The sequence below is a fragment of the Shewanella waksmanii ATCC BAA-643 genome (assembly GCF_000518805.1).
Taxonomy (GTDB): Bacteria; Pseudomonadota; Gammaproteobacteria; order Enterobacterales; family Shewanellaceae; genus Shewanella; species Shewanella waksmanii.
In genome coordinates this window covers 1-14487 of the sequence record NZ_JAEH01000068.1, presented here as the reverse complement: position 1 = coordinate 14487, position 14487 = coordinate 1, and the positions used below count along the sequence as shown (strand labels likewise).

The following is a 14487-nucleotide window of genomic DNA, read 5'->3' as shown; positions in this document are numbered from 1 at the left end:
TGTGTTAACGAGCTTAACCGTAGAATAACTATGCTCTTCACTCGTTGCAAACCACATGGATGTGGTGAATGTCATTAATGCAGGAGCATTTAAGGACCTTACCTCAGAACCGCTAAACTCTCGCTGAGTGACTAAATGTTTATACTGATTGGTATTAAAGCCAAGTGATTTGAGTTTTGAGATTTGAACGCCTGCAGGATTTAAAAGGCTAGCTACGTAACCTGCGTAACCTACTTAACAGTGCCCTACCCACAATCGCCACTTGCAACTCAATTAACCGTTATCATGGCAACATCTAGTGCTGTCCTCCAATGATAAAATCATGCAACAGCTGCTGTTTTGATGAGCTAAACACCAAATTTCAGACACAAAAAAGGAGGCTTAAGCCTCCCCTTTGTATCTACAGCACTAATGCAATATTAGCGACGTAGACCTAGCTTTTTGATAAGCTCTTGGTAGCGAACGTTTTCAGTACGCTTAAGGTAAGCTAGAAGCTTACGACGAGAGCTAACCATACGAAGCAGACCACGACGTGAGTGGTGATCGTGGATGTGCTCTTTAAAGTGACCTTGCAGATGGTTAATCTGTGCAGTTAAAAGAGCTACCTGAACCTCAGTAGAACCAGTGTCGTTTTCACCACGACCGAATTCAGCCAAGATTTTTGCTTTTGCTTCTGTACTTAGTGACATGTTTTTCTCCAAAATAGTAAATATGCTTTAGCCGATCACTAACTCAGCCAAAGAGAGCGCGGTATAATACCTATTATAACGCTAATACGCAAGCTTAAGCTGGCGTTGCAGCGCGCTTTATTCCGCTGGGGTTTCTCTAACGACAATCAGCCGTTTAGGTGCGAGCAAACCATCATTGTTCATCTCGCCAATGCCAACAAACTTACGTGCTTCACCTAAGGTAATACGCACAAGTTCATCTACTGGCAAATTGGCAACGGTAACAGGATTACCATTCATTAAATACGGGCTTAGCTCGTCAGACACATTGATCTCTTTTAGATCGCTTACCGCGGTATCCATAGGTAGCAACAATGGGTCTAATACAGTTTTAGGTGCGACCTCACGCTCTTGCGCATCGGCAAGCATTGCTTCTAACTGCGCTAGATTCACCATCTTGTCATAAGGGTAACCAGCGACCTGTGTGCGCCTAAGCATGATAACGTGCGCTCCACAACCTAACATCTCGCCAAGATCGTCAGTGATGGTCCGAATGTAAGTGCCCTTAGAGCAATGAATATCTAAAGTCAGCTCATCGCCTTCAAGCTTAATAAAGTTAAGCTCAAAGACGTTAATCGGCCGAGCCTCACGCGGTACTTCTATTCCTTCGCGCGCGTACTTATATAAAGGCTGGCCTTGATATTTCAGCGCTGAAAACATAGAAGGCACTTGCATGTTCTCACCACGAAAATGCTCTAATGCTTGCTCTAACTGCTGCTGAGTGAAGTTTAGCGGCCGCTCTTGCACGACTTCACCATCAGAGTCACTGGTGTCGGTTCTAACGCCCAGTTTAGCCGTGACTAGATAGCGCTTATCCGCATCTAACAGGTGCTGAGAGAACTTCGTCGCTTCACCTAGACAGATAGGCAGCATCCCAGTTGCTAATGGATCTAGTGCACCAGTATGCCCTGCTTTGGCAGCATTGAAGATGCGCTTGACTCGCTGCAAAGCAAAATTGGAACTCATGCCGGTATCTTTGTCTAGTAAGACGATACCATCAACAAAACGCCCCCGAGGTTTACGTGCCATTACTGTTTATCCTGGTCCGTATCATCAACATGCTTATTGGCTTTCGCTTCGTCGTCGTTAATGACTTTAGTCACTAAGTTTGACATGCGCATCCCTTCTACCAATGACGAGTCATAAATAAAACGAATTTCAGGCATTACGCGCAGCTTCATGCGCCCTGCAACCAAAGAGCGCACATATCCCGCCGCACTTTCTAGTGCTTCAAGCTTCTGCTGTACGACTTCTGGATCTTCTTCGAAGAAGGTGACATATACTTTTGCGTAATTTAAGTCACGAGATACGTCAACATCGTTGACCGTGACCATGCCCACACGGGGGTCTTTAATATCGCGTTGTAGCACTTGCGCAAGTTCTTGCTGCAACTGCTGAGCGATGCGTCGAGTTCGACTAAATTCTTTTGCCATTATCTTTTGCCATTTTATCTTACAGACAAAAAAGGCGGCTAATGCCGCCCCTTTTATTCGATTATAAGGTTCGAGCGATTTCTATCGTTTCGAAGACCTCAATCTGGTCGCCAACTTTAACGTCATTATAGTTCTTAACGCCGATACCACACTCCATGCCGTTACGCACTTCGGTAACATCGTCTTTAAAGCGACGTAGTGATTCTAGCTCACCTTCGTAGATAACTACGTTTTCACGTAGTACACGGATTGGCGCGCTACGTTTAATGGTACCTTCGGTAACCATACAACCAGCAATTGCACCAATCTTAGGCGACTTAAACACGTCACGAACTTCAGCAAGACCGATAATTTCTTGCTTAAATTCTGGTGACAGCATGCCGCCCATTGCAGACTTAACTTCGTCAATCAGGTCATAAATGACGCTGTAGTAACGTAGGTCGACACTTTCCGCTTCAATGGTCTTACGTGCTTGTGCATCGGCACGAACGTTAAAGCCAACCATGATTGCGTTCGATGCTGCAGCAAGTGTTGCATCTGTTTCAGTCAGTCCACCCACACCGCGAGCGATGATGTTAACTTTCACTTCGTCAGTAGACAGCTTGTTGAGCGAATCAGCAATTGCTTCAAGTGAACCTTGAACGTCAGCTTTCAGTACTAAGTTTAGTTCCTGAACTTCGCCTTCAACCATGTTAGCAAACATGTTTTCAAGCTTAGACTTCTGCTGGCGCGCCAGCTTAACATCACGGAACTTGCCTTGACGATAAAGTGCTACTTCACGGGCTTTACGCTCATCACGTACAACCGTTGCTTCATCACCTGCAGATGGCACACCTGATAGACCTAAAATCTCAACAGGAATAGATGGACCCGCTTCGGTAATCGCGCGGCCATTCTCATCTTTCATTGCACGAACTTTACCGTACTCAAGACCACATAACACGATGTCGCCTTGCTTAAGCGTACCTTCTTGAACCAATACTGTTGCTACAGGGCCGCGGCCTTTATCAAGCTTAGACTCAACAACAACACCAGCAGCCATACCTTCACGTACTGCTTTAAGCTCAAGTACTTCAGCTTCTAGTAAGATACCTTCTAGTAGCTCATCGATACCTTCGCCAGATTTCGCAGAAACGTGAACAAACATGTTCTCGCCGCCCCACTCTTCTGACATCACGCCATGTTGTGACAGCTCAGTCTTAACACGATCCGGATCCGCTTCTGGCTTATCAATCTTGTTCACTGCAACAATCAGTGGTACACCACCGGCTTTTGCGTGTTGAATCGCTTCGATAGTCTGTGGCATTACGCCATCGTCTGCAGCAACAACCAAGATAACAATATCGGTTGCCTTAGCACCACGAGCACGCATTGCGGTAAACGCGGCGTGACCAGGGGTATCTAAGAAGGTGATCATGCCATTGTCAGTTTCAACATGGTATGCACCGATATGCTGGGTAATACCACCGGCTTCGCCAGAGGCAACTTTTGCAGCACGAATATAATCAAGTAGTGAAGTTTTACCATGGTCAACGTGACCCATGATGGTTACTACTGGCGCACGCGGCTCTACTGATACACTGTCATCACGATCAGATAGTACTTGATGCTCTAGCTCGTTTTCACGAGTTAGCACCACTTTATGACCCATCTCTTCTGCAACCATTTGGGCAGTTTCTTGGTCAAGTACTTGGTTGATGGTAACCATCGAACCCATCTTCATCATTTGCTTAATGATTTCAGTCGCTTTAACTGCCATTTTCTGTGCCAGTTCAGCAACAGTCACGGTTTCGCCAATGCTAACATCACGGGTTACCGCTGCAGCTGGCTTGTTAAAGCCATGGTCCATAGATTCAGGCGCATTGCGTGAATTACGGCTATTGCGGCCACCACGATTGTCTCTGCCACCACGCTTCTTATTACCGGCTTTGTTAGCAGGTTTGCGTTGACGACGACCACGTTTTTCAGCGTTCATGTCAGCGGTGTCTTCTGCTGCACGGGCTTCGGTTGACGTAGTGATATGGTGATCAGCACTTTTCTCTGATTCTTTACGTTGACGCTCTTCTTCCGCCCAACGCTTTTCGTTCTCTTCAGCAAGACGACGCGCTTCTTCAGCAGCCGCTTTAGCTTCTTCATCAGCTTTAGCTTTCGCTGCCGCTTCTTGAGCTGCTAATAAACGTGCTTCTTCAGCTCGCGCCGCTTTTTCTTCTGCAGTTTCTTCTACCGCAGGTGCTGCTTTAGCTTCTTTTTCAGCTTCCGCTTTGGCTTTAGCTTTGGCTTCCTTCTCAGCCTTAGCTTTTGCGTCAGCTTCTGCTTTAGCTTTAGCTTTGGCATCAGCTTCGGCTTTTGCCTTCGCTTCTGCTTCAGCTTTAGCTTGGGCTTCTGCAGCTGCTTTCGCTTCAGCTTCTGCCGCGGCTTGTGCTTCTGCTTCAGCTGCTGCATCGCGCTTCACGAAAGTACGCTTTTTGCGCACTTCCACTTTAACGTCTTTAGATTGTCCACCGCTACCAGCGACACTGAGTGTCGATACTGATTTACGTTGCAGTGTCATCTTAGTCGGTGTGGTTTCACCACCATGTTGTTTTTTCAAAAAATCCAAAAGCTGCTGCTTTTCCTGTTCGGATACAGTATCAGATTTTGTTTTCTTAATACCTGCATCAGCAAACTGCTCAACCAAGCGGTCAGCACTTTTTCCAACTTCTGAGGCCAGTTTTTCTACTGTAGTATCTGCCATTTATTCAATCCCCTCTGCTGATCGACTTATGCTTCTTCGCCAAACCAACAGATATTACGGGCTGCCATAATGAGCTCACCAGCCTTCTCTTCTGTTAATTCTTCAATCTCGATCAAATCATCAATGCCTTGTTCGGCTAAATCTTCTAATGTCACTACACCTTGGCTTGCTAATACGTAAGCAAGGTGTTTTTCAAGCCCTTCAAGCGCTAATAAGTCTTCGCTAGGCTCTGCCCCATCTAAGGCTTCTTCGGTTGCTAGCGCACGTGTAGAAATAGCGGCTTTAGCACGCTCACGTAATGCTTCAACGATATCTTCATCAAAACCATCAATGTCTAGCAACTCAGACTCTGGCACGTAGGCGATCTCTTCTAATGAAGTAAAACCTTCATCAGCAAGTACCTGTGCAAAATCTTCATCAACGTCCAGTGACTCAACAAATAAGTTAATCACTTTCGCGCTTTCTGCTTGGTGCTTAGCTTTCATGTCATCAACTGTCATGACGTTCAGTTCCCAACCAGATAGTTGAGTGGCTAGACGTACATTTTGTCCGTTACGACCAATCGCTTGCGCTAAGCTATCCGCCTCAACAGCAATATCCATTGAGTGGTTATCTTCGTCGACAATGATTGACGCTACGTCAGCAGGTGCCATGGCGTTAATCACAAACTGTGCTGGGTTATCATCCCACATCACGATATCAACGCGCTCACCGCCCAATTCATTTGAAACGGCTTGTACACGTGCTCCACGCATACCAACGCAAGCACCGATAGGGTCGATACGACGATCGTTTGATTTAACCGCTATTTTCGCACGAGAACCTGGATCACGAGCTGCGCCCATGATTTCAATCATCTCATCCTGAATTTCTGGCACTTCAACACGGAACAGCTCGATAAGCATGTCTGGTTTAGTACGAGTTAAAAACAGCTGTGCACCACGTGCTTCTGGGCGTACTGCATAAAGCAACGCACGAACACGGTCACCTGGGCGGAAGCTTTCACGTGAAATCAGATCTTCTTTAAACAATACCGCGTCCGCGTTATTACCCAAATCAACCACGACACTTTCACGATTACTCTTCTTCACCACACCGGTGATTAGCTCGCCTTCTTTATCACGGAACTGATCAACAATCTGAGCACGCTCAGCTTCACGTACTTTTTGTACGATCACTTGTTTAGCAGTTTGCGTGGTAATACGGTCAAATACGACTGATTCGATCTCATCTTCGATGTAACCACCGACTTCAATCTCTGGATCTTCGAATTTAGCCGCTTCTAAAGTGATTTCGCGAAATGGGTTTTCTAATGCTTCACCATTGTCTTCAATCACCATCCAACGTCTAAACGTCTCGTATGCACCGGTCTTACGGTCGATAGCGACACGAACTTCAATATCGCCTTCGTACTTTTTCTTGGTTGCGGTGGCTAGCGCAATTTCCAACGCTTCAAAAATCTTCTCGCGAGGTACAGCCTTCTCATTTGAAACCGCCTCAGCGACTAGCAGAATCTCTTTATTCATTCTCTTGCCTCGTTCACCTTGAATCCATCAAAACTTAGCGATTAAGTTGCCTTTACGGATATTATCCAGAGCAACCATCAGTTCGTTCCCATCGACGTTAATAGTGAGCATTTGCCCCTCTACTGCGACAACGGTACCTTTTAAATTACGACTGCCCGCTACAGGCATAGTCAATTGGGTCTTTACTGTCTCACCGATGTATGTCGCATACTGTTCAGCTTTAAACAGCGGACGGTCAACACCTGGTGATGAAACTTCTAATGTATATTCGGTAGATATTGGGTCCTCAACATCTAGAACCGCACTGACCTGACGGCTAACGTCGGCACAATCATCAACGAAAATACCTTTTTCGTTATCGATATATAATCTTAGGACTGAGTGCTTGCCTGCTTGCACATACTCTAAGCCCCATAATGTATGGCCAAATGCTTCAACTGGTGCGATAAGCATCTGTTCCAGTTTGCTTTCTAACGTTGCCAAAGGTGATCTCCCGAAAAACAAAAAAGGGCTTATAGCCCCTATACATCGCCGCCCGAAAGCGACATTTTCAAAAGTCCAGATAACAAAAAACCCCGTAATGACGAGGTTATCTATCTAAAACCTGAATCAATAGTAAAAGTCATTCACTATTGAGAAGCTGGTTGCGGGGGCCGGATTTGAACCGACGACCTTCGGGTTATGAGCCCGACGAGCTACCAAACTGCTCCACCCCGCGTCAACTGCTGCAAGTATAAGAACTATTGCCTTTACTTGCAATAACAAAGCAACTTGGTCACTGCTTTATTATCTCAACTTTCATATATACAAAAGTTGAAATTTGGTGCGGATGGAGGGACTTGAACCCTCACGAGCATAGCTCACCACCCCCTCAAGATGGCGTGTCTACCAATTCCACCACATCCGCATCAATCTTTATGTAAAACTACTTTATTTGTAGGAGAGAGGACCCTACGGAGTTTTTACAATGGAGCCGAAGCCCCGTTTGCTTTACAACAAGATTAATCTGGAATCTTGTCTTCAGCTGGAGTGCTTTCAACTGCATCGGTCACTTGTTCAGTCACTTCTGCTGCACCCAAATCATTCCAAGCATCTTCACCTTTTGCGTGGTTTGCGCTTAAGTTACCAATGGTTAAACTTAATGCGAAAAACGCGATAGCTAAAATAGCTGTAGAACGAGTTAAAAAGTTACCTGAACCCGAAGACCCAAATAATGTTGCTGATGCACCAGCGCCAAATGAGGCACCCATGTCAGCTCCTTTACCTTGCTGGATTAGAATCAGTCCTACTAGACCAATCGCGACCAACAAGTATATAACCATTAGAATTTCGTACATATTATGCGCTCATTGCAATCGAACATAAACTTAAAAACTCGGTAGAGTTTAAGCTAGCACCGCCTATCAGTCCACCATCTACATCAGGTTGAGCAAATAGATCTGCTGCATTACTCGGTGTTACGCTACCACCGTACAAAATCCTGATATTTTCTCCAATAAATGGAGATACTTCAGAGAGGCGTTTGCGAATAAACGCATGAACTTCTTGAGCCTGCTCTGGCGTAGCGCTCTTACCGGTTCCTACAGCCCATAAAGGTTCGTAGGCGATAATTGCGTTATCAAATGCCATGGTGCCATTTTTCTCAATGACCACATCTAACTCTTCGGCGATCACTTCAAAAGTGCGTCGAGCCTCGCGAGCTGGACCTGACTCACCTACACATAAGATAGGGGTCAAACCATGTTTTTGTGCTGCCGCAAATTTCTCTGCAACAATATCACTTGTCTCACCGTACATGCGACGACGTTCAGAGTGCCCAATAATCACATATCGGCAGCCTGAGTCTTTCAACATTTGGCCAGAAATCTCTCCGGTGTAAGCACCGAAATCATGTTGACTCAAATTTTGAGCCCCCATTCTAACAAGGCAGCCATTTAAGGCTTCTTTGTTAGCATCTAGCTGTTGACGCACGCTTTCTAGATAAATACTAGGCGGACACAAGACAACTTCTGCTGAATCATTCTGTAGCTTAGTAGCGAACTTGGTGAATAGTTCCTGCGCTAGCGGCGCATTACCATTCATTTTCCAGTTACCAGCCACCATAGGACGTCTAAGTGCCATCACGGTCTCCTCTGAAAGCGGCGTGAATAATAGCGAACCGCTTGAAAACTTACAATACCCAAAGGGCGAATTTTTCCGATAAAGGGTCGGAACGTCTACTTTTTATTCTTAATTGTCGATACGCGTCGGTGAAAATCATTCTAAGTGTGACATGACTGCTGATTAGACATAGCCACAGTCACGGTCACACACTAATTATTTTTACACCAGATCGCGCACTGCATCGGCAATGGCGTTGGCATGCTTAATCACTTCAGACTCAGACTCACCTTCAACCATCACTCTCAATAAAGGCTCTGTACCTGATTTACGCAATAACACCCGGCCTTTTTCACCCAGCGCTGCTTCAACTTCAGCTTTGGCAGCCATCACGGTGTCAGAACTAAGAGGATCATTGCTGCCTTCAAAGCGTACATTAACTAACACTTGCGGCAACATCTTTAAGCCTTCAGTTAACTCTTCTAAAGTCGCATTTTGACGGCGCATTGCGGCAAGCACTAATATGCCGGCTACAATCCCATCACCGGTTGTACCATGATCAAGATTCAGAATATGGCCCGAGTTTTCACCGCCTATGCGCCAGCCATTTTCTTTTAGTAACTCCATCACATAACGATCGCCCACTTTGGAGCGCAAAAATGGAATATCACGGCTACCAAGGGCTAACTCTAAACCAAGGTTAGACATCTGTGTACCAACAACTCCACCCTTAAGCACACCACGGTTCTGAGCATCACAGGCCAAAATATATAAAATCTCATCACCGTCGATGACTTTACCATGGCGATTGACCATCATAATACGATCGCCATCGCCATCTAATGCGATACCTAAATCAGCATTGCTATTGATAACGGTTTCGCGAATTTTCCCCGTTGAAGTTGCACCAACCTCATGGTTAATATTAATTCCGTCAGGCTGATCACCAATCGCAATCACTTCAGCGCCAAGCTCTCTGAAAACATTTGGGGCAATGTGGTAAGTCGCACCATGGGCACAATCCACCACGATTTTTAGTCCATGCAAAGTGTGCTCGGCAGGAAAGTTACCCTTACAATATTCAATGTAACGTCCAGGCGCATCATCAATACGAGAAACTTTCCCTAACAGATGCGATTCGACACACACTAACGGCTTCTCTAGTTCCGCTTCAATTTCAAGCTCAACACTATCAGGTAACTTACTTCCGTCGGTGAAAAAGAACTTAATGCCGTTATCATAATAAGGGTTGTGGGAGGCACTGATTACCACACCGGCTTCTGCTCGAAAAGTACGAGTTAAATAAGCGACTGCCGGGGTAGGCATTGGCCCCATCAACATTACATTAAGACCAGCAGCGGATAAACCTGCCTCCATAGCTGACTCGAAAAGATAGCCTGAAATACGGGTGTCTTTACCAATAATGACTTTTCTTGTACCTGAGCGAGAAAGAACTCTTCCAGCTGCCCAGCCAAGCTTTAATGCCAATTCCGGCGTCATTTTGCCCGCACCGACTTTACCGCGAATACCATCTGTTCCAAAAAACTTTCTCACAACCTTTACCTCTTATATTCTCATCCATTGAGATATTCTTCTATCAGCAAACTATTGGGTTACGCTGATCTTACTAATCACTACTAAGTATTTAATGCGGCATAGTTATTTGTCGCGTCTAACACACGCAACATCTCTACCGTTAACTTGACGTTATGTACCCTTACGATATCGGCACCATTTTGCACTGCTAACATGGCAGCCACTGCACTACCATTATCTCGTTCTAGCACGTCACAGCCTAATAAGTTGCCAATCATACTCTTTCTTGACAGACCTATCAGTAAGGGAATCGATAAAGTTTTAAAACAGCGCAGTTCGGCAAGTAGCTGATAATTGTGCGCCAGTGTCTTTCCAAAACCGAAGCCTGGGTCAATGAGGATATTTTCTCGCTTAATACCCGCTTGTAATGCATCATCAATACGCTGAGTAAAAAACGCAACAATGTCATCTACCACATCTTGGTATTCAGGTTGATTCTGCATGGTTTGGGGCTTACCCTGCATATGCATGAGACAAACTGGCACATCTAATTGAGCCGCCATGGCTAAAGCACCTGGCTGACTAAGCGCGCATACATCGTTAATCAAATCTGCACCAGCATTAACAGCTTGTAGCATCACTTCAGGTTTACTAGTGTCAATTGAAATCCACACATCATGGTGTTTCGCTACATACTCAACCAGTGGAATCACCCTCAGAAGTTCATCGTGCAGCGAAACGGAAGCGGCACCTGGCCGCGTTGATTCGCCGCCAATATCGATAATGGTCGCGCCATCTCTAACCATTTCATCTGCATGGCGACAAGCAATCTCATAACTAGAGTATTGCCCGCCGTCAGAAAAAGAATCAGGGGTAACATTTAAAATCCCCATCACTTGTGGCTCAGTGAGGTCGAGCTGCTTTTGTTTACTGCGGATCTTCAAGAACAGGCCCTTATTAAATATGTCTATAACTAAAACAAGAAAACCCCTTACGGGGTTTTCATTTAACAACTAACACATAGCAGAGTTACTTAGCAGTAGACTCATCAGCATCGTTAAGATCAGGTTTGGCCTGTGTCTCATTATCAGTGCTATCTGTATCAGCTGTCGTTTCATTGGCAACAACTTTCTCAGTCTTACCACCACTGCCATTACTCGAATCTGAACCATTATCATCCATGTTCCAATCAGCTGGAGCGCGGACTTCACGGCGTTCCATCAAATCATCGATTTGATTGGCATCGATGGTTTCATACTTCATTAACGCATCTTTCATGGCATGTAGAATATCCATGTTTTCGGTTAAGAAGGTATGGGCGCGAGAATAGTTTTCATCGATAATATGTTTCACTTCCAAATCAATGATTGTCGCAGTTTCATCAGACATATGTTTGGCTTTAGCCATACTACGCCCTAAGAATACTTCACCTTCATCTTCAGCATATAGAACCGGCCCAAGTTTTTCAGAGAAGCCCCACTGAGTAACCATGTTGCGTGCAATAGACGTTGCATACTTAATATCTTGAGACGCACCCGTAGACACCTTCTCGCTACCATAAATCAGGTCTTCGGCGATACGTCCACCGTAGGCTACAGAGATTTGGCTTTCAAGCTTACGGCGACTTTGGCTAATCGCATCCGCTTCAGGTAAGAAGAAGGTGACACCAAGTGCGCGCCCACGTGGAATAATCGTTACTTTATGCACAGGGTCGTGTTCAGGCACTAAACAACCGACAATGGCATGACCTGCTTCGTGATAAGCGGTCATCTCTTTCTCGTCTTCAGACATCACCATAGTGCGGCGCTCTGCACCCATCATGATTTTATCTTTCGCACTTTCAAACTCTTCCATGCCTACTACGCGGCGATTACCACGAGCAGCAAACAAGGCGGCTTCGTTTACTAGGTTAGCAAGGTCTGCACCAGAGAATCCTGGTGTACCACGCGCAATGACGCTGGCTTTAACATCTTCAGACAACGGAACTTTGCGCATGTGTACTTTAAGAATTTGTTCACGACCACGGACATCGGGTAAGCCAACCACAACCTGACGGTCAAAACGACCAGGACGGAGCAGTGCCGCATCAAGTACATCTGGGCGGTTAGTTGCGGCAATAACGATAATACCTTCGTTACCCTCAAAACCATCCATTTCAACCAACATTTGGTTCAAGGTTTGCTCGCGCTCATCGTGACCACCACCGACGCCGGCACCACGTTGGCGACCTACGGCATCGATTTCATCGATGAAGATGATACAAGGTGCTGACTTTTTAGCTTGTTCAAACATATCACGGACACGAGATGCACCCACACCGACAAACATTTCAACAAAATCAGAACCTGAGATAGTAAAGAACGGTACTTTGGCTTCACCCGCAATCGCTTTTGCCAGCAAAGTTTTACCTGTACCCGGTGGACCCACCAACAACACACCCGTTGGGATTCGGCCACCTAATTTTTGGAACTTAGTCGGCTCTTTCAAATAATCGACCAGTTCTTTCACATCTTCTTTGGCTTCATCACAACCAGCAACGTCACCGAAAGTGGTTTTAATCTGGTCTTCGCTCATCAACTTGGCTTTACTTTTACCAAATGACATTGCGCCTTTACCGCCACCGCCTTGCATCTGACGCATGAAGAATATCCATACACCAATCAACAACAGCATCGGGAACCAAGAAATAAAGATTTGGGTCAGGAAGCCTGACTCTTCAGCTTCTTGGCCTTTCATTGTGACGCCTTTACGGTCAAGATCATTAATTAAATCTTGATCATACATAGGCATGATGGTGGTGAACTTTTCACCCGTACGTTTTGTACCTTCAATAGTACGTTGGTCGCTCAACACTTCAACCGTGTTGATTTGCCCAGAACGCACATCATCTAGGAAAGTTGAATAGTCCATCTTCGACGTAGTCGATGATGAGGGGGAATAACCCTGAAAAACTGACATCAACACTACAGCGATGACAACCCAGAGAATTAAATTTTTTGCCATATCACTCAAAATTACTCGACCTCTTTTAAAGTCTTTCGAAAACTGATGTTAGAGTACTAACGATAGATTACTATAACTTGTACCCAGTAGCCACAAGATAGACTTCACGCGAACGAGGTCGCGAAGAGTCTGGCTTACGTGTTTTTACGGTTTTAAACGCCTCTTTAACCGCTTTCATGTACTCATCGAAGCCCTCCCCCTGAAAGACTTTTACCGCAAAACACCCATTGGGTGCTAATACTTGATGACACATATCCAGCGCCAACTCGACTAAATACATAGCGCGAGGTTGGTCAACACCTCCTGTACCACTCATATTAGGTGCCATATCAGAAAGTACAACATCGACTTTAGCATCCCCTACCCGTTCAAGTAAGGCATCTAACACTTTATCTTCCCTAAAATCACCTTGAAGAAAGTCAACGCCAACGATAGGGTCCATCGGCAAGATATCGCAAGCGATAACTTTACCACTGTCTCCGGCCAGCTTCACCGCAATTTGCGACCAACCACCCGGCGCTGCCCCCAAATCCACCACCGTCATACCTGGGCGGATTAACTTATCTTTTTGTTGAATTTCTTCTAATTTAAACGCGGCGCGTGAGCGAAGTCCCCGTTTTTGCGACAACTTAACATAATGATCATCAAAATGTTCCTGCATCCAGCGGGAAGAACTCGCTGTTCGTTTTTTACCTGACATTTAAATTCCGCAACAAATATGAGTTACACAAAGCCTATATAAGGGTAGAATAGCGGGTTTTCAACAGTAACTCAGCATAAAGTTGGTATAAATGAACTTAACAACCAAACAAAAACAGCACTTAAAAGGCTTAGCACATAATCTCAAGCCTGTAGTGATGCTTGGTGGCAACGGCCTGACTGAAGGAGTACTGGCTGAAATTGATAATGCACTTTCTCATCATGAATTGATTAAAGTGAAAGTAGCCTCTGGTGACAGAGAGTTAAAAAATGCAATCGTTGACGCCATTGTCCGTGAAACCCAAGCTGAAAAAGTACAGCTAATTGGTCACGTACTCGTACTATTCCGCCAGTCTGAAGAGATGAAAATTGCTGTGCCAAAAGCCAAGTAATTCACTCTCAGTGTCTAGTCCTAAAATAGGTTGACGGTTTTTATTAAGCCAGTTGGTATTCCCAACTGGCTTTTTCATGCACCTCATTTGGGGTTTTCATTCCTAAACTAAGGTGCGGCCGTAATTGATTATAAATCTCTATCGATTCCTTGATTAAAACGCCAAGCTCTTTCATCGTTCTGCAGCGATTAAGCAAAAACTCTTGCTTCAAAATACCATTCACACGCTCTGCTTGTGCATTTTGGTAGCAGTCATATCCATCTGTCATTGATGGGGTCATTCCATAGGCGGCTAGTGCCGCTTGGTATTCAGATGAGCAGTACTGTATCCCTCTGT

The 14487-nt window shown here is 45.3% G+C and carries 14 protein-coding genes and 2 tRNA genes; 1 reads left to right on the top strand and 15 read right to left on the bottom strand.

Annotation, left to right across the window (positions count from 1 at the left end; all coding sequences use genetic code 11):
- Positions 1-419: 419 nt before the first annotated feature.
- The 14 genes from rpsO to rlmE all read right to left on the bottom strand — a co-directional run bounded on the left by rpsO (position 420) and on the right by rlmE (position 13760).
- Positions 420-689, bottom strand: a complete 270-nt coding sequence (rpsO, locus tag L865_RS0119255; RefSeq protein WP_028774730.1) for a 30S ribosomal protein S15 — start codon at positions 687-689, stop codon at positions 420-422.
- 117 nt (positions 690-806) lie between these two features.
- Positions 807-1757: a tRNA pseudouridine(55) synthase TruB gene (truB, locus tag L865_RS0119250; protein ID WP_028774729.1), complete on the bottom strand. Its 951-nt coding sequence runs from the start codon at positions 1755-1757 to the stop codon at positions 807-809.
- Entirely contained in the window at positions 1757-2161 is a 405-nt protein-coding gene (gene rbfA / locus L865_RS0119245; RefSeq protein WP_028774728.1) for a 30S ribosome-binding factor RbfA, read from the bottom strand. Before rbfA ends, truB begins: the two co-directional genes overlap by 1 nt.
- A 61-nt stretch (positions 2162-2222) precedes the next feature.
- A complete protein-coding gene (gene infB / locus L865_RS0119240) occupies positions 2223-4895 on the bottom strand; it encodes a translation initiation factor IF-2 (protein ID WP_028774727.1) in 2673 nt (890 codons plus the stop codon).
- A 26-nt stretch (positions 4896-4921) separates the two neighbouring features.
- Positions 4922-6421, bottom strand: coding sequence for a transcription termination factor NusA (nusA, locus tag L865_RS0119235; RefSeq protein WP_028774726.1), 1500 nt, complete (start codon positions 6419-6421; stop codon positions 4922-4924).
- A gap of 27 nt (positions 6422-6448) precedes the next feature.
- Entirely contained in the window at positions 6449-6904 is a 456-nt protein-coding gene (gene rimP, locus L865_RS0119230) for a ribosome maturation factor RimP (RefSeq protein WP_028774725.1), read from the bottom strand.
- A 158-nt stretch (positions 6905-7062) separates the two neighbouring features.
- Positions 7063-7139, bottom strand: a tRNA-Met gene (locus tag L865_RS0119225).
- Positions 7140-7242: 103 nt separating this feature from the next.
- Positions 7243-7328 (bottom strand) — tRNA-Leu (locus L865_RS0119220).
- A 94-nt stretch (positions 7329-7422) separates the two neighbouring features.
- Positions 7423-7758: a preprotein translocase subunit SecG gene (gene secG, locus L865_RS0119215; protein ID WP_028774724.1), complete on the bottom strand. Its 336-nt coding sequence runs from the start codon at positions 7756-7758 to the stop codon at positions 7423-7425.
- A 1-nt stretch (position 7759) separates the two neighbouring features.
- The gene (gene tpiA, locus L865_RS0119210; RefSeq protein WP_028774723.1) at positions 7760-8542 is read right to left on the bottom strand and encodes a triose-phosphate isomerase; all 783 of its coding nucleotides are present in this window, start codon (positions 8540-8542) and stop codon (positions 7760-7762) included.
- Between the two features lie 201 nt (positions 8543-8743).
- Positions 8744-10075, bottom strand: coding sequence for a phosphoglucosamine mutase (gene glmM / locus L865_RS0119205; protein WP_028774722.1), 1332 nt, complete (start codon positions 10073-10075; stop codon positions 8744-8746).
- An 83-nt stretch (positions 10076-10158) separates the two neighbouring features.
- A complete protein-coding gene (gene folP, locus L865_RS0119200) occupies positions 10159-10950 on the bottom strand; it encodes a dihydropteroate synthase (RefSeq protein ID WP_051484701.1) in 792 nt (263 codons plus the stop codon).
- A 136-nt stretch (positions 10951-11086) separates the two neighbouring features.
- Positions 11087-13060 (bottom strand): ATP-dependent zinc metalloprotease FtsH, encoded by a 1974-nt coding sequence (gene ftsH, locus L865_RS0119195; RefSeq protein WP_037471628.1) that lies wholly within the window; start codon positions 13058-13060, stop codon positions 11087-11089.
- A 70-nt stretch (positions 13061-13130) separates the two neighbouring features.
- Complete coding sequence (gene rlmE, locus L865_RS0119190; RefSeq protein WP_028774719.1) at positions 13131-13760, bottom strand: 23S rRNA (uridine(2552)-2'-O)-methyltransferase RlmE; 630 nt, start codon at positions 13758-13760, stop codon at positions 13131-13133.
- Between the two features lie 91 nt (positions 13761-13851).
- On the opposite strand from rlmE, the gene yhbY reads away from it, so the two are divergent.
- Positions 13852-14151, top strand: a complete 300-nt coding sequence (gene yhbY / locus L865_RS0119185) for a ribosome assembly RNA-binding protein YhbY (protein WP_028774718.1) — start codon at positions 13852-13854, stop codon at positions 14149-14151.
- Between the two features lie 43 nt (positions 14152-14194).
- On the opposite strand, the gene L865_RS0119180 is transcribed toward yhbY, so the two are convergent.
- Positions 14195-14487, bottom strand: a 293-nt coding sequence (locus L865_RS0119180; protein WP_028774717.1) for an integrase core domain-containing protein, incomplete at its 5' end; no start/stop codon positions are given.